Source organism: Pseudomonas tehranensis (assembly GCF_014268615.1).
Taxonomy (GTDB): Bacteria; Pseudomonadota; Gammaproteobacteria; order Pseudomonadales; family Pseudomonadaceae; genus Aquipseudomonas; species Aquipseudomonas tehranensis.
The window spans coordinates 38,227-57,337 of the sequence record NZ_JABWQV010000003.1 but is presented as its reverse complement, the minus strand read 5'-3'; the positions used below and the strand labels follow the sequence as shown (position 1 = coordinate 57,337).

Annotated in this window: 22 protein-coding genes and 2 tRNA genes; 13 read left to right on the top strand and 11 right to left on the bottom strand. The window is 58.4% G+C overall.

All coding sequences use genetic code 11. From position 1 onward, the window contains the following. The first annotated feature begins 34 nt into the window (after positions 1 to 34). Positions 35 to 397, top strand: coding sequence for a hypothetical protein (locus HU811_RS01945; RefSeq protein ID WP_186653557.1), 363 nt, complete (start codon positions 35 to 37; stop codon positions 395 to 397). Here the strand turns inward: HU811_RS01945 and HU811_RS01940 are convergent. Beyond that, a complete protein-coding gene (locus tag HU811_RS01940; RefSeq protein ID WP_186653556.1) occupies positions 387 to 614 on the bottom strand; it encodes a hypothetical protein in 228 nt (75 codons plus the stop codon). The genes HU811_RS01945 and HU811_RS01940 overlap by 11 nt on opposite strands. Before the next feature lie 77 nt (positions 615 to 691). Further along, a complete protein-coding gene (locus tag HU811_RS01935; RefSeq protein WP_186653553.1) occupies positions 692 to 967 on the bottom strand; it encodes a hypothetical protein in 276 nt (91 codons plus the stop codon). Between the two features lie 59 nt (positions 968 to 1,026). Between HU811_RS01935 and HU811_RS01930 the strand changes: the two genes are divergently transcribed. Further along, positions 1,027 to 1,200: a hypothetical protein gene (locus tag HU811_RS01930; protein ID WP_186653704.1), complete on the top strand. Its 174-nt coding sequence runs from the start codon at positions 1,027 to 1,029 to the stop codon at positions 1,198 to 1,200. A gap of 306 nt (positions 1,201 to 1,506) precedes the next feature. Here the strand turns inward: HU811_RS01930 and HU811_RS01925 are convergent, their stop codons facing one another. After that, positions 1,507 to 2,175 carry a hypothetical protein gene (locus HU811_RS01925; RefSeq protein WP_186653550.1) on the bottom strand — a complete coding sequence of 223 codons (669 nt, stop codon included), beginning with the start codon at positions 2,173 to 2,175 and terminating at the stop codon, positions 1,507 to 1,509. Positions 2,176 to 2,280: 105 nt separating this feature from the next. On the opposite strand from HU811_RS01925, the gene HU811_RS01920 reads away from it, so the two are divergent. Further along, complete coding sequence (locus HU811_RS01920; RefSeq protein WP_186653547.1) at positions 2,281 to 2,916, top strand: hypothetical protein; 636 nt, start codon at positions 2,281 to 2,283, stop codon at positions 2,914 to 2,916. Between the two features lie 23 nt (positions 2,917 to 2,939). Here the strand turns inward: HU811_RS01920 and HU811_RS01915 are convergent, their stop codons facing one another. Then, the gene (locus HU811_RS01915; protein ID WP_186653544.1) at positions 2,940 to 3,623 is read right to left on the bottom strand and encodes a hypothetical protein; all 684 of its coding nucleotides are present in this window, start codon (positions 3,621 to 3,623) and stop codon (positions 2,940 to 2,942) included. A 60-nt stretch (positions 3,624 to 3,683) separates the two neighbouring features. Between HU811_RS01915 and HU811_RS01910 the strand changes: the two genes are divergently transcribed. The 3 genes from HU811_RS01910 to HU811_RS01900 all read left to right on the top strand — a co-directional run bounded on the left by HU811_RS01910 (position 3,684) and on the right by HU811_RS01900 (position 6,989). After that, positions 3,684 to 5,741: a DNA cytosine methyltransferase gene (locus HU811_RS01910; protein ID WP_186653542.1), complete on the top strand. Its 2,058-nt coding sequence runs from the start codon at positions 3,684 to 3,686 to the stop codon at positions 5,739 to 5,741. A 259-nt stretch (positions 5,742 to 6,000) separates the two neighbouring features. Continuing rightward, positions 6,001 to 6,642, top strand: a complete 642-nt coding sequence (locus HU811_RS01905) for a phiTE_072 family protein (RefSeq protein WP_186653540.1) — start codon at positions 6,001 to 6,003, stop codon at positions 6,640 to 6,642. Further along, positions 6,639 to 6,989, top strand: a complete 351-nt coding sequence (locus tag HU811_RS01900; RefSeq protein WP_186653537.1) for a DUF4406 domain-containing protein — start codon at positions 6,639 to 6,641, stop codon at positions 6,987 to 6,989. Before HU811_RS01905 ends, HU811_RS01900 begins: the two co-directional genes overlap by 4 nt. Positions 6,990 to 7,258: 269 nt before the next feature. Here HU811_RS01900 and HU811_RS27315 read toward each other — a convergent pair whose 3' ends face one another. Further along, on the bottom strand, positions 7,259 to 7,591 hold the full coding sequence (locus tag HU811_RS27315; RefSeq protein WP_107322599.1) for a hypothetical protein: 333 nt from the start codon (positions 7,589 to 7,591) through the stop codon (positions 7,259 to 7,261). A gap of 122 nt (positions 7,592 to 7,713) precedes the next feature. Between HU811_RS27315 and HU811_RS01895 the strand changes: the two genes are divergently transcribed. The 6 genes from HU811_RS01895 to HU811_RS01870 all read left to right on the top strand — a co-directional run bounded on the left by HU811_RS01895 (position 7,714) and on the right by HU811_RS01870 (position 11,030). After that, positions 7,714 to 8,160: a hypothetical protein gene (locus HU811_RS01895; RefSeq protein ID WP_186653535.1), complete on the top strand. Its 447-nt coding sequence runs from the start codon at positions 7,714 to 7,716 to the stop codon at positions 8,158 to 8,160. Beyond that, on the top strand, positions 8,160 to 8,762 hold the full coding sequence (locus HU811_RS01890; RefSeq protein ID WP_186653533.1) for a hypothetical protein: 603 nt from the start codon (positions 8,160 to 8,162) through the stop codon (positions 8,760 to 8,762). The genes HU811_RS01895 and HU811_RS01890 overlap by 1 nt, the downstream gene beginning before the upstream one ends. Before the next feature lie 250 nt (positions 8,763 to 9,012). Next, positions 9,013 to 9,507 (top strand): hypothetical protein, encoded by a 495-nt coding sequence (locus tag HU811_RS01885; RefSeq protein WP_225248362.1) that lies wholly within the window; start codon positions 9,013 to 9,015, stop codon positions 9,505 to 9,507. Between the two features lie 37 nt (positions 9,508 to 9,544). After that, entirely contained in the window at positions 9,545 to 9,748 is a 204-nt protein-coding gene (locus HU811_RS01880; RefSeq protein ID WP_186653530.1) for a hypothetical protein, read from the top strand. A gap of 42 nt (positions 9,749 to 9,790) precedes the next feature. Then, positions 9,791 to 9,997: a DUF4224 domain-containing protein gene (locus HU811_RS01875; protein WP_107322604.1), complete on the top strand. Its 207-nt coding sequence runs from the start codon at positions 9,791 to 9,793 to the stop codon at positions 9,995 to 9,997. 1 nt (position 9,998) lies between these two features. Beyond that, a complete protein-coding gene (locus HU811_RS01870) occupies positions 9,999 to 11,030 on the top strand; it encodes a tyrosine-type recombinase/integrase (RefSeq protein WP_186653527.1) in 1,032 nt (343 codons plus the stop codon). Positions 11,031 to 11,112: 82 nt separating this feature from the next. On the opposite strand, the gene HU811_RS01865 is transcribed toward HU811_RS01870, so the two are convergent. Both HU811_RS01865 and HU811_RS01860 read right to left on the bottom strand, forming a co-directional pair. Beyond that, positions 11,113 to 11,199 (bottom strand) — tRNA-Leu (locus HU811_RS01865). A 192-nt stretch (positions 11,200 to 11,391) separates the two neighbouring features. Further along, a tRNA-Cys gene (locus tag HU811_RS01860) sits at positions 11,392 to 11,465 on the bottom strand. 380 nt (positions 11,466 to 11,845) lie between these two features. Here HU811_RS01860 and HU811_RS01855 point away from each other — a divergent pair. Further along, positions 11,846 to 12,625: a TSUP family transporter gene (locus HU811_RS01855; RefSeq protein WP_092397830.1), complete on the top strand. Its 780-nt coding sequence runs from the start codon at positions 11,846 to 11,848 to the stop codon at positions 12,623 to 12,625. Here HU811_RS01855 and nudC read toward each other — a convergent pair. The 4 genes from nudC to HU811_RS01835 form a co-directional block, all read right to left on the bottom strand. After that, positions 12,593 to 13,423: an NAD(+) diphosphatase gene (nudC, locus tag HU811_RS01850; RefSeq protein ID WP_092397828.1), complete on the bottom strand. Its 831-nt coding sequence runs from the start codon at positions 13,421 to 13,423 to the stop codon at positions 12,593 to 12,595. The two genes, HU811_RS01855 and nudC, sit on opposite strands and share 33 nt — an antisense overlap. Positions 13,424 to 13,429: 6 nt before the next feature. After that, on the bottom strand, positions 13,430 to 14,242 hold the full coding sequence (locus HU811_RS01845) for a crotonase/enoyl-CoA hydratase family protein (protein WP_186653525.1): 813 nt from the start codon (positions 14,240 to 14,242) through the stop codon (positions 13,430 to 13,432). 257 nt (positions 14,243 to 14,499) lie between these two features. Then, positions 14,500 to 15,981 (bottom strand): efflux transporter outer membrane subunit, encoded by a 1,482-nt coding sequence (locus HU811_RS01840; protein WP_186653523.1) that lies wholly within the window; start codon positions 15,979 to 15,981, stop codon positions 14,500 to 14,502. Further along, a complete protein-coding gene (locus HU811_RS01835; RefSeq protein ID WP_186653521.1) occupies positions 15,978 to 19,082 on the bottom strand; it encodes an efflux RND transporter permease subunit in 3,105 nt (1,034 codons plus the stop codon). Before HU811_RS01835 ends, HU811_RS01840 begins: the two co-directional genes overlap by 4 nt. Positions 19,083 to 19,111: the final 29 nt, after the last annotated feature.

Genomic DNA, 19,111 nt, shown 5'->3' with positions numbered 1-19,111 from the left:
GCACTGCCGGCCAGTGGAATCGAAGGAGCAGGCCATGGCCGAGGAAGAGAAGCAGCCGACGGCGGAAGCGCTAAAGCAGCGGCGAAAGCGCGAGAAGGCAGCGGCGAAGGCTGCCGCACTGGGCATCGAGAAGTTCACGGTTGAAGTGGCCGGCGTGTTCAAGGCGGACCTCAAGCGGGTAATGAAAGCCCACGGCATCGACAACCAACAGGACGTTCACCAGCGGTTGCTGATGAACCTGATCGCGGTGGATTTCGAGACACAGGCCTATATGCTGCGGAATGTCACGACACCTTATGTTCCAAGCGAAAAGGTGTCGCGAGACTTTTACGATAAGAGCATGGCTGAATTGGCGAATGATCCAGGCGACGAGATCATTGAGCCTATCAATCCCTGAGCGTCACGTGTCCAGATCCCGCTCTGGCAATGTCGATCAACTGGTTTTGCATCAGAATCCCAAGGTCATTGAGCGTGAGTTGACCGCCTCCCCGCTTCGCGCACTTAGCCAAATCAACCAGCTGATGCGGGAGCCTCCCTTTTGCAGATAGCTCAAGGCTCGCACCTGCCGAGAGAAGCTCTTCGAGTTCGTGCTGCATTTTTACGGCGATACCCATTTGCAACTCCTTTTGATCCGGCCCCATGCCGGGCCATCAACCAATAGCCCACAAACTCGAATCACGCCAACCTGAGCCTACTTATATTGTTTGTTGGCAGACATCAGCCAGTAAAGGTCCCAAACGCTCTGAAAGAACTGCTCGTACTCATTGAGCGCAATTCCTGAGCGGTTTACGTCGAACGAAGTAATTTTCTCGAAAAGAGATCGAGCATCTTCGCTGGGGAATTCAGAAGCCAGCAGTGCGAATAACTCACCAAGCACAGCATTGGCTCGATCAGAAGCGCTACCACCGGTAGCCATTGCCTCTAGCGCCTTTGTCAATCGCTCAACCGTATTGTGCGGATCTTTCACAACATCACCTCACTTCCAGAAACCATCGAACATCCGACTATACCCGGCGAGGATCCCCCATGTCCGCTCACCAGAAGAAACACCCCTTCGATTTCAAAACCCAATACGGACTCGGCTTCAACCCTCAGGATGACGAGATCGTTGTCGACTTCTTCTGCGGTGGTGGCGGCGCTGGCACTGGCCTGGAAATGGGCCTGGGCCGCACGGCGAACATCGAGGGCTGGAGCAAATGATCGGCGAGCCAATGCCAAATCCGCGGGACGCAATCATCCAGGACCTGAACCAGAAGTTGGAACAGTTCTTCGGAAGCGGGAAAACCGTCCAGGAAATCGAAAGTGGAGTGAGTGCAGAGGCGCCTTTCTTCAGCACCACCGCGCACCACGCGAAACTGCGGGCAGGCCGCGACAAGTTGGCACCAGCGGTACGGGCACATGCGGAGGCCGGTAAAACCGTCAGCGAAACCGCAGCCGCTTTGAAGATGCACATAACGGCTTGCGTTTTTTTGAGTCTCATTGATGCAGATATTTCTTCGCCAAAGCTCAATCGGGCTTGGGTTCCTGATCAAAAGGCCCTGCTTGGGTCACGGTCCATTGGTTTTCATAGGCAAGGCTTTTGTGAAAGCTTAATCGAAAACTTTTGGTGTCGCTTTCACCCATTCCAACCGAATAACTAACAAAAAGGGAAATTCCGAAATTTTTCTGTGGGTCGGGGACCCTTAGCATGAACTCTTTCGTCTCACCGTGTGGAAAAATAGGAAAGTTTTCTACCTCCCCTTTCTCCCATGCAAGTTTAACTTGCGATGTCAGATGCCCAACGTTAGAAAGATTGAAGCTAAACAGCACACCGCCAGCCTCTGTTAGATAGCTTGAATATTGCAGAACGAATTTCGGCTCCAAAGAGCTTTTCGACATCATTAGTTGATCTGTCGCTATCCGCACAATCGATTGTTGCTGCTCAACGGAGTTCTTGAGCTCCTTGGCCTGAAGATGCAATGCATCAGAGCTGAGCTTCAATTCGCGACCTTGCTGCAAAAAACCCAATACCAGCCAGAGGAAAGCGACTGGTCCGAACGCTCCAGCAAGAAAATCCCCTAATGCATTCAACTCAAGCTTAAGAAAGTCATCAAGTTTAAATAGAACAGTCGTCGCAATTAATAGCAGATATATGACAGTACACAAAACACCCCAGAATTCTAACTTTTTTGACATGTGCCGCTCCTTGATCCGGCTCCATGCCGGTCACCCGTAATACCCCAACCCAAACCAAATTGCCACCACCGGTCACGGAGGGAGGCGCCTGACTGGAGATAATCCATGAGCAAGCCAAAAGTCGATCCGGCATCGCGTAAGGTGCTGGCCTACTCCGTAGAGACAAATGACCCGGAAGAATCCAACATTCAGTTCGCCACCTCGGGCGCCGCAGCTCGGCGCCAGGGTGCGGACGAGATCGGCACCGACTTCGGTGCAGTGTCCTGCCGTCGCGCTCATTGGGCTGACCAGTATGCGGGCAAACGCTTTATCCCGGCGAAGGCCTACATCGATGCCGGCTGGTGGTTCGGCTGTAACCATTGCGGCGCCAGGTGCGACAGTGATGCGAGCTATTGGGATGAAGAGACCGAAGCCGATATTACACTGGACCTGATATTCGATGGTCGCGTGGTCTACTGCTCTGCGGACTGCAAGTCCGGACACGAAGCCGAGGTTGCGGCACGCAATACAAGATTCGAAGAGTTCAAGGTTCGGGTGGTGGCTGCCAGGCCTGGAGTCACCTTCACCGAGTTCACCGGCGGATACCCGTGGTGCGGCAACAAAGGGCTGTTCACTTTCCCTGGCGCCCAGTACGGCGGATCAGTGACCGACTCAGAAGAAAGCACAGAGCTGAAATGGTATGTGGCTCAGGGCGACAAGGCAGCCTGGGACTACTTCATCGCCGAGCAGTCAGCCGCGTGAACCGCCCCTCATCTATTGCGCCGTTATACTTCTGCTTCACCTTCTTCTGAAACCGATTCAGCTTCAAAAATTTTATGCATCTCAATTCGATAATGTTCGCGCATCTCAGCCATTGTACCAAAGTCATTTAACGACAAATCAACAGACAATAAAGCCAAGCTCTCGAGAGTTTTATTATGTCTAATGTTTTTATTGCGCAATATAATAAAATGTTCATCACTCACCGGCCTCCCCTCAAACTTCCAATTAGCCAGAGTCTCTAACCCCTGCGACACCCTATTGACGATATTTCCATATGAAGCTGAATGCCTATCCACCATGCCAAGCAAATGCTCAAGTACTCGGTGATATTGATCCTGACTTGTTGCCTCCGCAGCTTGCTTAAGTTGCTTCTGCTGGGAGTGAAACGTGTCACGCTGCAAGGCCTGCATGGCGCTGAACTCATCACGCTGGGTGTCTAATAACTCGCGCTGTAAATATACGGTTTTTAACACCGCAAGCAATGTCACAAACGAAACTAGCGGACCGAATACGCCACCTATATAACTTCCAAAATTAGACCAGTCACTTGAGTTACTTGACAACCCACCACCAAACCTCAACCTATAGAAATAAATAGCAAAAACAAATGCTATTAGAATCGATAACATCGAAATAAACCAAAAACTCCCTATTGCCCTAAAAGCTTTGCTCACATTGCCACTCATAACATTCCCTCTATCGCATTTCCATGATGATCGCACGAAGCCATTAGGCGAGGTATCTCTATGTCTATTCACCAGAAGAATCATCCCTTCGATTTCAAAACCCAGTATGGACTTGGCTTCAACCCCCAGGATGATGAGATCGTCGTCGACTTCTTCTGCGGTGGTGGCGGTGCCGGTACCGGGCTGGAGATGGGCTTGGGCCGCGCGGTGAACGTTGCGAAGAATCACAGCCCGCAAGCGATCAGCATGCACAGCATGAACCACCCAGGCGCCCAGCACTTCACCACCGACGTTTTCGAGGGTGATCCCGATACTGAATGCGGCGGCCGTCCGGTGGGCTGGTTTCACATGTCGCCAGACTGCACCCACCACAGCCAGGCGGCCGGCGGCCAGCCGCGCAAGCGCGAGATCCGCAACCTGTCGTGGATTGGGTTGAAGTGGGCAGGCATGAAGCGGCCCAGGGTGATTAGCCTGGAGAACGTGAAGCAGATCCTTCAATGGGGCCGGCTGATCGCCAAGCGCTGCAAGGCCACCGGCCGCGTGGTGAAACTCAGCGGTGAGATTGCTGCACCTGGTGAGGTCGTTCCGGTGGGCCAGCAGTTCCTGATCCCCGACCCGAAGCAGCGCGGCAGAACCTGGCGCCGCTTTGTAGCGCTGCTGGAAGGCATGGGCTACGTCGTCGAATGGAAGGTGATCAAAGCCTGTGACTTCGGCGCACCGACCAGTCGAGAACGCCTGTTCATGATCGCTCGGTGCGACGGCCAGCCAATCGTGTGGCCGGCGCCGACCCACGCTAAAAACCCCGCCAAAGGCCAGCAGAAGTGGAAGACGGCAGCCGACTGCATCGACTTCAGCGACTTGGGTAAAAGCATCTTCGGTCGAAAGAAGGACCTGGCCCCGGCCACTCTTCGCCGTGTCGCCAAGGGCATGAAGAAATTTGTCATCGACAACCCGGCGCCGTTCATTGTGCCCATCGCGAACTGGTCTGGGGAGGCAGTGCAATCGTCCGACGAACCTCTGCGAACCATTACCAGTTGGCCTCGCGGCGGCTCGTTCGCCATGGCAAGCCCCGTCATCGCACCCGCCACACACCAGGGAAGCGTTAGGGTTAACGATCCCGTGGAGCCGCTACCCACCGTGACGTGCGCCAACCGCGGCGAGCTGACGCTGATCAGCCCAACGTTGATTCAATCGGGATATGGCGAACGACCAGGGCAAGAGCCGCGGGTGCCGGGCCTGGATCAACCGCTGGGCACGGTTGTAGCCGGCGGTGTGAAACATGCTCTCGCCGCGGCGCACCTGGTGAAGTTCAGGTTCAACGACGCTGGCAAAGCACTCGATGAGACATTGCCGACCATCACCAGCGGCGGCAACTACCAGCGGCCTGCCGGCGCGGCTCACGCTATGGGAATATCCACGGTTTTCATGGCGCAGATGAACGGAGGCTTCAACACCACCGACGCCAAAAGCATCGAAGAACCGATGACGACGGTGACCAACACCGGTAGCCAGCAGCAGCTGGTGGCGGCGAACCTTGTGCACCTGCGCGGAAACTGCGATGCCCGCGACGTAGACGACCCGCTACGCACCATCAGCGCCGGCGGCGAACACCACGGTCTGGTCACTGCATTCATGGAGCGGGCTTTCGGCGCCAGCGTAGGCCAGGGCCTGAATGAGCCAGCGCCAACCATCACGGCCGGTGGCGGCGGGAAAAGCTCGCTGGTCTCCCTCACCCTCTCCCCCGAGCATGAAGCCGGTGCGCTGCGGGTTGCTGCGTTCCTGATCAGCTACTACGGCACCGAGAACATCAGCGCCTGTGATGCGCCAGCGCCAACGATCACCACCAAGGATCGCTTGGCGATGGTGACGGTGATGGTCAAGGGCACTCCGTATGTGATCGTCGATATCTGCTTGCGGATGCTGAAGCCGTCGGAGCTCTACAAGGCCCAGGGCTTCCCCGCCGACTACATCATCAGTCACGGCGCCGACGGCAAGCCATTCACCAAGACTCAGCAGGTTCACATGTGCGGCAACAGCGTCAGCCCACCGCCCATGGCTGCCCTGGCTCGCGCCAATGACCCCTGGCGGAAGGTCGCTGAAAGTAAAATAGCCGCTTGAGCAAATATTTTTTAGAAAAGGGCAATTTTTGGGGCACCTGCTTTCCACTATTAGAGAGAGAGGAATTCCCCTCTTAATTTAGATAGGAGCAAGCGATGCCAATCGGTCTCGTTGTTGCGCTGGTAATGATGATTGTGATCAGCCTCTTTGGCGGCTGCGTCTCTTAACGCAAAAAGCGGGCATTCCTGCCGGTCTGCCCGCCCCTTTCTCTCTCCCAATCCACTCCACCGCCCGGGCATGCCCCGGCAAGGACATCGCCATGCCCTCAGAAAACAAACAGGCCGAGCCGCTGACGGTTGAGCGGTCAACGGTAACGAAGCTGGTCATCACCGGCGCGCCGCGTCTTGACCCGATCACCGTGTTCCTCGAGGACTTCGGCCTGCGCGACTGTCCGACCGAATCGAACCCGAATTACCAGACAGCCCAGGGCAAGATCACCATCAACTGCTGGGACAGCAGCTGGAACGCATATTGGGGCGGCATGGGGCCGCGCACCGTCGCTGAGTTCGTCGCCCAATGCGATTGGCACTACATCCTGAATTGCTTGGATCGCGGCATCAGCCCCACCGTGTTCAGCGGTGAAGCTCTCCATAACTTCGCCAAAAAGTGCATCGTCCAGCGGCGCCGGCAACAGACTGGCCGCCACAACTGGGAGCTGGGCGAATTGAGCAAGGAGGATGCTCGCTCGCTTTGGTGTGACATCGATGTTCTGCGCAACATCGAGAGCTCCGGCGAATGCTGGCATCAAAGCGAGCTACTGACCGAGCTCTTCGGGGATGAATGGCATTACCCCCTGGACGGCAATGCTGTCGAGGAAAACCACGAATTCAATTACCTGCGGCGGGTTGTCGAAGCGGTGCAACAGGCCCTGCGCCAGGAACAGCAGCAGGAGGCCGCATGAAGCGCATCTACCTCAGTGGTCCCATGACCAACATGCTGGACCTGAACTTCCCCCTCTTCCACACCACTGCCGCCAGCCTGCGCGAGTCCGGCCACACCGTCATAAACCCCGCCGAACTCAACCCAGAACCGGGCACCTGGAGCGAATGCATGCGCCGGGACATCAAGGCGCTGATGGACTGCGACACCGTGGCCACCCTGCCCGGCTGGCAGGATTCCCGCGGCGCCAGCCTTGAGGTGCACATCGGCAAGGCGCTCGGGATGCGGGTTGTGAATGCCCATGATCTGGTAAAAACCACTAGTGAATCGGCAGCGCCGGTTCATCCAAAAGGCTTTCAGGGGAGTTAAGAAAAGCGCTCCAAGCCTCGAAGGCGTCGTGGTGGCGCACGGTGGCAGCGTCCCAGCCAGCCCCAACCACTTCCTTAGATGAAACAAGTTGCATCATCATGCTTGTCGCTGCATCTAGCTCGATCAAAAGGTGGTGGGACTTAAATCTGAAGTCATCTATCCCGCTCATAAATTCGCCTTGCGGCGGGTATTGCCGGAGGTCCCGGAATATTCCCACCAAAGCAGTGACATCCAATTACATGTGCGCATTCAAATAGAGCGATGAGCGGTCACGTGGACTGATCAGATATTGATTGAGGGAGCTTTGAAAACTTACGGGTATTCGAGGCTTTTTCCTTGGAGATACACCACAGTTCTTTCGCTCTGGAAATTCCCCACTCCATCGCTTGCGTCATGGTTTGGCCAGGCCGCGAGTCAAATGACTCCTCAAAAATCATAATTCCTTTCGGAGCGTATAACCCAAGAAACAGCTGCACAACGCCTGTGCTTGAAGTCCGCACCTGTACGTTTACCTGAGAGCCGTCAGCAAGACGCTCATCTTTGGTTCGGCAATGAAGGTGCGGATTTGCCCACACCCAAAAAGTTCTACCGCGAGTGAACATTTCCGAGCCCCCCCAAATCGCTGGAGTATGGGCCTATTTCGCAACCTTTAGTGTGACGTAACCATAAATACCTGCTAATCCCCCCCTTCAAAGTCAGCCGCTATAGCGGCAAGGACGAAGTCATGCCTGAAGAAATTGCGAAAGCCTGGCCGGACCACTACCGCTACATCGACACCATCGGCCCTGAAGGGCTCGAGGTGCACTGCATCACCTACCAGGTGATCGGAGAAACCGAGCAGTGCTACTACATCGGCGACACCCACACTTGCGACTTGGTCAAAGGCCCGCAATACAGCTGGACTGCTGAGGCGATCAAGAAACGTCGTAAGCGCGTACTGAAAGAAGGCGGTAGCTGGGGCCGGCGATTCGCCTACACCGACAAGGCACTCGCACTTCGATCCTACAAAGCCCGTAAGTCCTGGCAGTTACGGCATGCCCGGCTGTCAATGGAGCGCGCCCAGGCGGCTATCGGTTATTTCGGTGACGGCCAAGTGGAGAGCCCAATACCGGACGCGGCCGTGACCATCCCGAACAAATACATCCAGAGCATGAACTGGGAGGACTATTGATGACCACCTCATCACAACCGAAGGAACGTCCCATCCTGTTCTCGGCGCCGATGGTGCGCGCCATCCTGGAGGACCGGAAGACGGTCACGCGGCGGGCAGTGAAGGTTCAGCCGCGCTCGAAAGCCGACATCGGCAGCTACGGTATCGGCCAGCCATTCATTCGCAACCCAGATGTGTCAAAGGCAAACCCTGCATGCCCCTACGGTCAGCCAGGCGACCGGCTGTGGGTGCGCGAGACCTGGGCAGAAATCAGAGTTGCGCAAGCACCTGATCAGGAATGGATCGTATACCGAGAGTGTGACAATCGCACCGACTACGGCGGCCCATGGAAGCCGAGCATTTTCATGCCGCGGCGAGCCTGCCGCATCCTGCTGGAAATCACCGCCGTTCGCGTCGAGCGGTTGCAGGACATCAGCCGAAGCGATATCCGCGCCGAAGGCCTGCAATGCCCGCCTGAACTGGCAAGCGACGACGTATCGCCCAACTACCGCGATTGGTATCCCGCGGCGTGGCGGGAACTTTGGGAATCTATCAACGGCGCCGAGTCGTGGAGCGCCAACCCCTGGGTCGGGGTCGTCGAGTTCAAGTGGGTGACGCCATGATCCTCCCCCTGCTCTACAGGGCCTGGCACATCTAAAGGAGCCATGGCAAAAAAAGAGCCCACCCTGACCAGCTGCGGCCACTCAGCATTTCTCTGAAACACCTGGCAGGGCGAACTACAGAACCTTATTCGAGTGAGGCTTCCTCGTATATCAGCTATTCCCTGATACAAGCCCCCACCAAAGCCATCTGACTACAAACCAAACCCTTACAACTCAAAGCCTGCCGATGAACGGCGGGTGAGGAATTCCTATGCCTGATCAAAAGAACATGCTGCGAGAAGTGGCGATTGAGGCCATCTCCGATATCGCCCAGCACCTGCCGCTCGACTGCCAGATGTTCCTCATCGTTTGCCGGCCAGGCAAAGCCGACTTCGACCTGGTCCTGCCGTCGCCCGAGGCGAACCTGAACAACGCCCTCGACGCTCTGCGCCGCCAGGGCCTGAGCATCGACGGCGACAACGCCTACAAGCGCGACCTGTGCGACATCATTGTCGGCGCTCTGGCTATGGGCGCGCAGAACTCCAACCCGCCGCCAGCCGGGCACTGGGGCCAGCGCTTCTGGGATATCGGCCGGGAGGAGCGCGGGATGCACGAAGAAATGGTCGCGACGCTCCGTGAGTCTCGGCAAGTAATCGCCATGGCACTCAAGACTGGGGCGCCCGACTGGTTCGATACTGATGAAAAGGTTGCGCTGCACGTCACCGTGCAAAGGATCGACGCCGCCATCGCCAAAGCCACCCAATAACCACCTTCTGCCGCCACGCGCGGCATGGAGCACACCTATGTCTGCAAAAAAACTGTTCGAAGTCATGATTGGCGCCCTGCTGTACCTGCTGGTGACCCTACTCTGGTTCGCCTATGCCTTCCCGGAAATGCTCGATCACGGCACCGACGCTGCGCTGATAACCGCCGGCTTCGGCACGATGGTCTGGCTCGCTGCCACCGGCTGCATCGTAATTTACATCATCCAGAAGGCGCGCCCGTAACCGCGCGCCACCAATGCCGCCACGCGCGGCTCGGAGCAGCTCATGAGCATCCAGTTTCTATCCCACGAGGAGGTTTGCGAGCTGACCGGCGCGCGAACCAAGGCAGGGCAGATCCAAAATCTGAAAAAGAACGGCGTTCGGCACACGATCAAAGTGAACGGGTGGCCGAGTGTTACGGCCATGGCCGTAACCGCAGTCGGCATTTTTGAAGCAGAAAAACCCGTGTGGACACCACGTAAGGCTGGCTGAAATGGGACGACGACCAAGCAAACCCGGCTCTATTGCCCGGCTGCGTGAGCGCAAGAAGCGCAGCGGACGGGTGTATTACTACTACGACACTGGAGGAAAAGATCGCAAAGAAATTCCGCTGGGCAGTGACTACGGGCTGGCAATCATGGAGTACGCCAAGCTTGAGCGCGATCGCGCCGCGACTGACCTGGTGTCCAAGGTGATCACCTTCCGCTACGTCGCCGAGAAATACATGGTCGACGTCGTCCCGACGAAAGGCAAGCTGACGCAGCTCGACAATAAACGGGAACTGAAAAACCTGATTGCGTTTTTCGATGATCCGCCAGCGCCTCTGGAAACTATCGAACCCCTTCACGTCAGACAATACCTAACCTGGCGCAAGGCCGCACCGGTAAGGGCAAACCGTGAGAAGGCTTTGCTCAGCGCGATATGGAACTTCGCCAGGGATAAAGGCTACACAGCCCTCGCCAACCCGTGCGCAGGCATCAAGGGCAATAAGGAAACCGGCCGGAACACTTACGTCGAGGATGAGCTGTTCAAGCGCGTCTACGAGAAAGCCGACGTCGGCTTGCAGGATGCGATGGACCTTGCCTACCTAACGAGCCAACGGGTGACCGACACCAGATTGATGGACGAGCGAGACCTTCGCGGCGGACAGCTGTGGGTGCTGCAGGGCAAGACGAAAGCGAAGCTCCGGATTGAGGTAACGGGCGAACTGAAGGTTTTGATTGATCGAATCATGTCCCGGAAGTCAGAACACAAGGTCCGCTCGACGCGGCTGATCGTTACAGAGGATGGCACACCGATGACGGTGGCAATGTTGCGCAGGAGGTTTGACTTGGCCAGGGAAGCGGCCGGAGTGCCTAAGGCTGAGTTTCAGATGCGCGACTTGCGCGCCAAGGCAGGTACAGATAAAGCAGAGTCCAGCGGTGATATCTTGCAAGCCAGAGATCAACTTGGGCATACGACCGTGGTGATGACCGAGCAATACATCAGGAATCGCAAGGGCAAAAAAGTAATGCCTACCAAGTGAATTGCGGACCAGCATCAAAATTGCGGACCGGAAACAAACAAGGGTTTGCTTCAGCTTTCGCTCGCAAACCCTTGATTTTAGATGGTGCCCGAAGCCGGAATCGAACCGGCACGCCCTTACGAGCGGGGGATTTTAAGTCCCATGCGTCTACCAGTTTCGCCATTCGGGCGGTAGCGCGTTCAAGCCTATGGACATCAGCGGGGAGCAGATGTCCAGTCGAGGCTGGTGCAGCAAGAGGGGGAATATATACATCCCTTCCCGGCGAAGCAAGGTTGCTTCTGTCCTTTTCAAGACAAAAGCTGTCATTGCTCCAAAAATAAAAAAGCTCCGTAAATCATGGATCTACGGAGCTGTTTTAAAGTGGAGGCCGAAGTCGGAATCGAACCGGCGTAGGTGGATTTGCAATCCACTGCATAACCATTTTGCTATTCGGCCTCAAGACGTTTGATGCTAGAAAGCTACATCAACCGCGTACAAACCTGATCAGGAAACAAGACGCTTACGAAGCTCTATCTCCTTGAAAACATTGAGATTTTTTACGTCCCAGTGCGTTCGATGGGCGCAATTATGTACTCATTTGCCTAGGCTGACAACCCCTTGATTTCAAAAAAAATTCGTCTAAAGGCCAGCTTCCGCCCGACGAGCACATGGGTGTGCAAAGGCTTCTGGGCGGCTGCTTCGCACCCCAGCGGGAGCAAGCTCCCTCGCCACGGAGGATTTCAGGGACCCTGGAGGAGTCGCAGCCCTGCCCCATTTATGGGTAACATACCGGCCTTCCCTGCAGCCACCTGCACCCTGCCAAATAAGCCCATTTCATGCCCTTCGAACTCAGCGTTGACCTTACCACCCTCGCTATCCTTATCCTCGTCGCCTTCATTGCCGGTTTCATCGATGCCATTGCCGGTGGAGGTGGCCTGTTGACCACCCCGGCCCTGCTGACCGCCGGCTTGCCACCCCATCTGGTCCTGGGTACCAACAAGCTCAGCTCGACCTTCGGTTCGGCCACAGCCAGTTTCACGTTTTACAAGCGCAAGCTGTTCCATCCAAGGCAGTGGACCCATGCCCTCGTTGGCACGTTGATCGGTGCCCTGGTTGGCGCGATCGTCGCCCATTACCTGCCCGCCGAGTGGCTGAACAAGATGCTGCCGGTGATTGTTTTCGCCTGCGGCCTGTACCTGTTGTTCGGTGGCACGCCCAAGGCGCCGCTAGACAGCAATGCACCGATCAAGAAAACCTGGCAAGCGCCCCAGGGTTTCAGCCTGGGCTTCTACGACGGCGTGGCCGGTCCTGGCACGGGTGCGTTCTGGACGGTCAGCAGCCTGCTGCTCTATCCCATCGATCTGGTCAAGGCCAGTGGTGTGGCCCGCAGCATGAATTTCGTCAGCAACATCGCGGCGCTGTCGGTGTTCATTTTTTCGGGGCAAGTGGACTGGATCATCGGCCTGAGCATGGGCCTGTCGGTGATGGTGGGGGCGTTCTTCGGCGCTCGCACCGCCATCAGCGGCGGCGCGAAGTTCATCCGACCAGTATTCATCACCGTGGTACTGGGCTTGACCGTGCGTCTAGCCTGGCAGCACTGGTTCAGCGTGGCCTAAGCGCCGCGCCACATAGAGGTCGATCAGGTAGCGGGCGATGGAACGCGAGGCCGGCAGCGGCGGCAGGTTGTGCACGTTGAACCACTGCGCATCTTCGATCTCATCTTCCTGCCTGACGATGTCGCCACCGGCATATTCAGCGTGGAAGCCCAGCATCATCGAATGGGGAAACGGCCAGCACTGACTGCCTACGTACTGAATGTTCTTCACCTCGATGCTGACTTCTTCGCGCACCTCACGAATCAGGCAATCCTCGGCCGACTCACCTGGCTCGGCGAACCCGGCCAGCGTGCTGTAGACCCCCGTGACGAAGCGAGGCGAACGGGCCAGCAGGACTTCATCGCCACGGGTGATCAGCACGATCATGCTCGGCGAAATCCGCGGGTAATGCCGCAAGTCACAGGCATCGCAATACATCGCCCGTTCCCGGGCAATCTGGCTCATGCGTTTGCCACAGCTGCCACAGAAACGGCACTCCCGGGCCCAGGTGCCGATCTGCGCGGCATAGCCCAGGACCTTGTACAGCGTGTGGTCATCCTCGAGCATGAAGGCCCGCAGACCCTTCCAGTTGCAACCGGGGACGTCCTGTGAGCTGTGCAGTTCCAGCAGATAGACCGGCTCGCCATCCAGGTGGCCAATGCCATGCTCGGCGAGGATCGACAGGTCCTGGCGCTTGAGCCAGTCGCGGGGAAACAGCGCGCCGTTGTCATCGAACAGAAAGCCTTCCGGGCTGCGGGCCACGGCCCAGCCCCCGGGGAGATCGGTATCGAGTACTGCGGTGGTCCAGCGTGAAATCATGATCAATCAATCCAGAAATTCAGGTTTCTGTTTGCTCATATGGGCGGCCATGGCCACGCGCAGGTCGGTCGATTGCAGCATGGCGGCGTTCCAGGTGGCGACGTATTCCAGCCCGTCGTCGATGCGGTGGTCGCGCATGTAGCTGATCATTTCCTTGGTACCGGTTACGGCAATCGGCGACTTGGCGGCGATTTCCCGCGCAATGCCCATGACACCGTCAAGCAGGCTGGCGGTATCACTGTAGACACGATTGACCAGGCCGATGCTGCGCGCCTCGTCGGCACCAAAAGTGCGCCCCGTATAAGCGAGTTCACGCAGCATGCCGTCCCCGATGATCCGGGGCAAGCGTTGCAATGTGCCAACATCGGCCGCCATGCCGATATCGATTTCCTTGATGGAGAACTGCGCGTCCTCGGCGGCATAACGCATGTCGCACGCGGCGATCAGGTCAATGGCACCGCCCAGGCAATAGCCTTGAATGGCCGCAAGCACCGGTTTGCGGCAGCTGTCCACGGCATTGAACGAGGCTTGCAGCTGCAGGATCTTGCGGCGCAACAGGCGTGCATTGCGTCCCACGTCCTTGCCCAGGTCGTTGGCCACGGCGGCCAGCATCATCAGGTCGATGCCCGAGGAGAAGTGTTTGCCGGCCCCGCTCAATACCACCACCCGCGCTTCGTCGGTGTCGTCGATCCATTGGAAGATTTCGACGATCTCGCTCCAGAACGCGGCGTTCATTGCATTGATCTTGTCCGGTCGATTGATCTGCACATGGGCGATATTGTCTGCAAGTTCGACGGTGAACGCTTGGTATTGCGACATGGCAGTGATCCTTTACCGGCTGAAAAAGAGGCCTGAACTATAACAAGTCCACGCACCGGGTCGTAGCCAGTGCATCGGCCAAAAGCGGGACCTGGCTGCTTGCCATGAAAATCAACCCTGTGGCGAGGGGATTTATCCCCGCTGGGGCGCGAAGCGGCCCCTGCATCGTGCCTGGCACACAGCAGCGACAGAAGTATTTAGGGGCTGCTGCGCAGCCCAGCGGGGATAAATCCCCTCGCCACAGGGGTCACCTTCGATCAGGGTTTCTCACTCGCCTGCATCTGCCCATCCCACCCACCGCCCAACGCGGCGATCAGTTGCACACTTGCGATCAACCGGCTCTGTTGTAAGGTCAGCACACTGCGTTCGTTACTCAGCGCGGTGGCCTGGACCGTGACGACATCCAGATAGGCAATCAGCCCCGCCCGGTACTGGTTCTGGGTCAGGCGCAAGGATTCGCGGGCGGCGTCCAGGGCCTCTTGGCGCACGCGGGCTTCGTCCTCGAGGACTTTGAGCTGGATCATGTAGTTTTCCACTTCGCGAAAACCGTCGAGCACCGTCTGGCGATAGGTGGCGACGGTCTGGTCGTAGGCCGCGACGGTGCGGTCGACTTCCGCCGAACGCTGACCGCCATCGAACAGCGTCATCGCCAGTTGCGGTCCCACCGACCAGAAGCGATTCGGCACACTCACCCAGTTATCATAGGTACTGCTGCTGTAACCGCCGCTCAAGCTCAGGGTCAGGTCCGGGTAATAGGCGGCCTTGGCCACGCCGATGTTGGCATTGGCGGCCATCACCGAGCGCTCCGCCGAGGCAATGTCCGGCCGGCGCTCAAGCAACTGCGAGGGCAGCGCCACGGGGATTTGTGGAAGCGCCGGGATGTTCTGGGTTTCTGCCAGGTTGAATTCGGCCGGCGGCAGACCGATCAGAACGGCGATGGCGTTTTCGAACTGGGCCCGCTGCCAGATCAGGTCGATCAAGTCGGCCTGGGTGGTCTTGAGCTGGTTCTGCGCTTGAGCCACCGCATCCCTGCCAGAGACGCCCGCGCGGTATTGGTTTTCGGTCATCTTCAGCGAACGCTGATAGTTGTCCACGGTGGTCTGCAACAAGCGTTTCTGCTCATCGATCACCCGTAATTGCAGGTAGTTTTGCACCAGTTCCGATTGCTGGCTCAGGCGCATGGCGGCCAGATCGGCGAAGCTGGCCTCGGCGCTGGCTTCATTGGCTTGCAGGGTGCGACGCAACTTGCCCCAGACGTCCGCCTCCCAACTGACACCCGCCTGGGCGCTGTAGGTATCGCGGATGCCACTGGCCGAACTGCTCAGGCTCGAATTGCTGCTGCCGGTGCCCTGGCTGGAGCGATTCTTACCGACGGTCAGGTCCACGGTGGGAAAAAACGCGCCCCGGGCACTGCGAGCCAAGGCCTGGGCCTGACGGTACTGGGCTTCGGCCTGGGCCACGGTCTGGTTGGAGGCGTTGAGTTGCTCCACCAGGCCATTGAGCCGGGCATCGCCGTACAACTCCCACCAGGCACCCCGGGCCAATGCGTCGCTGGGGTTGGCCTGGCGCCACCCCTCAGCCTCCTTGTACTGCACGGGCGCCACGGCTGCTGGGCGCTGGTAATCCGGGCCGATGGCGCAGGCGCTGAGCATCGCCACGCACAGCGTCAGGCTCAGCAGCCGCGAGCCACGGGCGGTCGCCAGCGGTGCGACAAGATTGAAAAGCGAGCGGTCGGTCATAGCGGAGTTTCCAGGGCAGCATCAGTGCGCACGCCGCGCCAGCGGTTGAAGCGATGGCGCAGTTTGTCGAGATAAAGGTAAACCACAGGCGTGGTGTAGAGGGTCAGGATCTGGCTGAACACCAGCCCGCCGATGATGGTCAGGCCCAGCGGCTGGCGCATCTCCGAGCCTTCGGCACCGCCAAGCAACAGTGGCAAGGCACCGAGGATCGCCGCCAGCGTAGTCATCAGAATCGGCCGCAAGCGCAGCAGGCAGGCGTTGCGGATCGAGTCCTGCGGCGACTGCCCGCCGCGCTCCAGTTGCAACGCCAGGTCGATCATCAGGATCGCATTTTTCTTCACCACGCCAATCAGCAGGAACAAGCCCAACAACGAGATCAGGCTGAACTCGCCGCCCAACAAGTAAATCGACAGCAGTGCGCCGACACCGGCCGACGGCAATGTAGACAGGATGGTCAGCGGATGAATGTAGCTCTCGTACAACACACCCAGCACCAGATACACCGCCAGCAATGCACCCAGAATCATGAACGGCTGGCTTTTCTGGGTTGCCGCGAACGCATCGGCGGTGCCGGCCATTTTTGCGATGATGTCTTCGGGCATCCCTAGCCTGGCAATCGCCCTCTCGATGGCAGCCGTGCCCTGCTCCACCGTCACACCCTCGGCCAAATCGAACGATATGTCCTCGGAGGCGAACTGACCCTCATGGCTGACCCGATCATCCTCCAGGCTGCTCTCATAATGCGCGAAGGTCGACAGGGGCACCCGCGCGCCGTCAGCGGTAATGACCTGGACCTGCTCGAGGGTGCTCGGGTCCTGGGCGTACTTGGGGTTGACCTCCATCACCACCTGATACTGGTTGAGGCTGTCATAGATGGTGGATATCTGCCGCTGGCTGTAGGCGTTGTTCAACACCGAGGTGACCATGTCCATGTCGATGCCCAGGCGCTTGGCCTGATCGCGGTCCACCACCAGCGTGATCTGCTGGGCGCCGCCGCCGTCACGAGCGTCGATGGCGGTCAGTTCCGGCAAGGCCCTGAAGGCCGCCGCGACTTTGGGGTACCACTGGCGTAGCGACGCCAGGTCACCGCTCTGCAGGATGTAGGAATACTGCGAGGTGGTCTGCTCACGACCGCCCCCAAACTGCAGGTCCTGGTCGGCCATCAGCATCAAGCGGCCACCCGGCACCAGGGGCATCTCCTTGCGCAAGCGCTCGATGACTTTCTGCGCGGAGATCCCGCGCTCGTTGATCGGTTTGAGGCGCACCAGCATGAAGGCATTGTTGGTGCCGTTGTTGCCGCCGATGAAGCCCGCCACGCTTTCGACCGCTTCGTCCTTGAGCACGGCGCGGCGAAAGATTTCCATCTTCGGCTGCATGACATTGAACGATAGGCCGTCGTCGCCGCGCACGAAACCGATCAACTGGCCGGTGTCCTGTTGAGGCATGAAGGTTTTAGGCACCACCACGTAGAGTGCGATGTTCACCCCTATGGTCACCAGCAGGCTCAGCAAGGTCAGGCGCCGGTGGCGCAGCACCCAGTCCAGGCTGCGCGCGTAACCACGGACCATCCGCTCGTTGAGGCGTCGGCTCCAGCGCTGCAAGCGATTCTCCTGCCCCGGCACGTGGGGCTTGAGCCAACGAGCGCAGAGCATCGGCGTGAGGGTCAGCGACACCACCAGCGAAACCACGATGGCCGCCGCCAGGGTGATGGAAAACTCGCGAAACAGACTCTCGATAATCCCGCCCATGAACAGGATCGACAGAAACACCGCCACCAGTGAGACGTTCATCGACAGCAGCGTAAAGCCCACCTCTTCGGCGCCCAGATAGGCCGCCTTCATCGGTGGCACGCCTTCGTCGATGTGCCGGGAAATGTTCTCCAGCACCACGATGGCGTCGTCCACCACCAGGCCGGTGGCGAGAATCAACGCCATCAACGACAGGTTGTTCAAGGAGAAGCCGTAGAGGTACATCACCGCAAACGTACCCACCAGGGACACCGGCACCGCCAGGGTCGGGATCAGTGAGGCACGAAAGTTACCCAGAAACAGGAACACCACCAGCACCACCAGGGCCACGGCAATCAGCAGCGTCATTTCCGCCTCGTGCAGCGTGGCCTTGATCACTGGCGAGCGATCCATGGCCAGGTTCAGCTTGACGCTGGCTGGCAGTACGGCCTGCAACGCCGGCAGCTGGTTCTTGATCTCGTTGACCGTCTCGATGATGTTGGCGCCGGCCTGGCGGTTGATCACCAGCAGCACGGCAGCGTCATCGTTGAAGAAACCGCTGTTGTAGCGGTCTTCGACGCCGTCGGTGACTTTGGCCACGTCCTTGAGCCGCAGCACCGAGCCGTCCTGGTAACGGATGATCAGCGTTTCGTAATCCTTGGCCTTCTCCAACTGATCGTTGGCCTGGATTTGCCACATGCGTTGTGCGTCCTCGACCGAACCCTTGGGCCGGCGCACGTTGCTGTCGGCAATGGCGCTGCGCACATCATCCAGGGCCACGCCGTACTGGTTGAGCAGTTGCGGCTCCAGTTCGATGCGCACCGCTGGCAAGGAACTGCCGCCAATCTGCACCTCGCCCACGCCCGAGACTTGGGACAGACTCTGGGACAGGATGGTTGAAGCCAGGTCGTAGAGCTGGCCCTTCTCCAGTACATCCGAGGTCAGCGACAGCACCATGATCGGCGCCTGGGACGGGTTGACCTTCTTGTACGTGGGCATGCTGCGCATGCCACTGGGCAACAGGTTGCGCGAGGCATTGATGGCCGCCTGCACTTCCCGCGCCGCGCCGTTGATGTCGCGGTCCAGGTCAAATTGCAGGATCACCCGGGTAGAGCCCTGGCTGGACCGGCTGCTCATGGTATTGACCCCGGCGATGGCGCCGAAGGAACGCTCAAGCGGCGTGGCCACCGTCGACGCCATTACCTCGGGGCTGGCCCCCGGCAAGTTGGCCTGGACCACGATCACCGGAAAATCCATCTGCGGCAGCGGCGCAACCGGCAACAGACCAAAGCTCACACCGCCCAAGAGCATGATTGCAAAGCTCAGGAGCATGGTCGCTACGGGACGACGAATGAAGGGGCCGGAGAGGTTCATCAGCAACCGCTCCAGGCTTCAGACGATAT

Excerpts from the sequence above, each read along its gene's own strand:
- HU811_RS01875 (WP_107322604.1), top strand. The coding sequence starts at position 9,791 with ATGAGCATCCAGTTTCTATCCCACGAGGAGGTTTGCGAGCTGACCGGC.
- HU811_RS01930 (WP_186653704.1), top strand. The coding sequence starts at position 1,027 with ATGTCCGCTCACCAGAAGAAACACCCCTTCGATTTCAAAACCCAATAC.
- HU811_RS01880 (WP_186653530.1), top strand. The coding sequence starts at position 9,545 with ATGTCTGCAAAAAAACTGTTCGAAGTCATGATTGGCGCCCTGCTGTAC.
- HU811_RS01940 (WP_186653556.1), bottom strand. The coding sequence starts at position 614 with ATGGGTATCGCCGTAAAAATGCAGCACGAACTCGAAGAGCTTCTCTCG.
- HU811_RS01925 (WP_186653550.1), bottom strand. The coding sequence starts at position 2,175 with ATGTCAAAAAAGTTAGAATTCTGGGGTGTTTTGTGTACTGTCATATAT.
- HU811_RS01900 (WP_186653537.1), top strand. The coding sequence starts at position 6,639 with ATGAAGCGCATCTACCTCAGTGGTCCCATGACCAACATGCTGGACCTG.
- HU811_RS01920 (WP_186653547.1), top strand. The coding sequence starts at position 2,281 with ATGAGCAAGCCAAAAGTCGATCCGGCATCGCGTAAGGTGCTGGCCTAC.
- HU811_RS01885 (WP_225248362.1), top strand. The coding sequence starts at position 9,013 with ATGCCTGATCAAAAGAACATGCTGCGAGAAGTGGCGATTGAGGCCATC.
- HU811_RS01835 (WP_186653521.1), bottom strand. The coding sequence starts at position 19,082 with ATGAACCTCTCCGGCCCCTTCATTCGTCGTCCCGTAGCGACCATGCTC.
- HU811_RS27315 (WP_107322599.1), bottom strand. The coding sequence starts at position 7,591 with ATGTTCACTCGCGGTAGAACTTTTTGGGTGTGGGCAAATCCGCACCTT.
- HU811_RS01870 (WP_186653527.1), top strand. The coding sequence starts at position 9,999 with ATGGGACGACGACCAAGCAAACCCGGCTCTATTGCCCGGCTGCGTGAG.
- HU811_RS01890 (WP_186653533.1), top strand. The coding sequence starts at position 8,160 with ATGACCACCTCATCACAACCGAAGGAACGTCCCATCCTGTTCTCGGCG.
- HU811_RS01845 (WP_186653525.1), bottom strand. The coding sequence starts at position 14,242 with ATGTCGCAATACCAAGCGTTCACCGTCGAACTTGCAGACAATATCGCC.
- nudC (WP_092397828.1), bottom strand. The coding sequence starts at position 13,423 with ATGATTTCACGCTGGACCACCGCAGTACTCGATACCGATCTCCCCGGG.
- HU811_RS01895 (WP_186653535.1), top strand. The coding sequence starts at position 7,714 with ATGCCTGAAGAAATTGCGAAAGCCTGGCCGGACCACTACCGCTACATC.
- HU811_RS01910 (WP_186653542.1), top strand. The coding sequence starts at position 3,684 with ATGTCTATTCACCAGAAGAATCATCCCTTCGATTTCAAAACCCAGTAT.
- HU811_RS01840 (WP_186653523.1), bottom strand. The coding sequence starts at position 15,981 with ATGACCGACCGCTCGCTTTTCAATCTTGTCGCACCGCTGGCGACCGCC.
- HU811_RS01905 (WP_186653540.1), top strand. The coding sequence starts at position 6,001 with ATGCCCTCAGAAAACAAACAGGCCGAGCCGCTGACGGTTGAGCGGTCA.
- HU811_RS01855 (WP_092397830.1), top strand. The coding sequence starts at position 11,846 with ATGCCCTTCGAACTCAGCGTTGACCTTACCACCCTCGCTATCCTTATC.
- HU811_RS01915 (WP_186653544.1), bottom strand. The coding sequence starts at position 3,623 with ATGAGTGGCAATGTGAGCAAAGCTTTTAGGGCAATAGGGAGTTTTTGG.
- HU811_RS01945 (WP_186653557.1), top strand. The coding sequence starts at position 35 with ATGGCCGAGGAAGAGAAGCAGCCGACGGCGGAAGCGCTAAAGCAGCGG.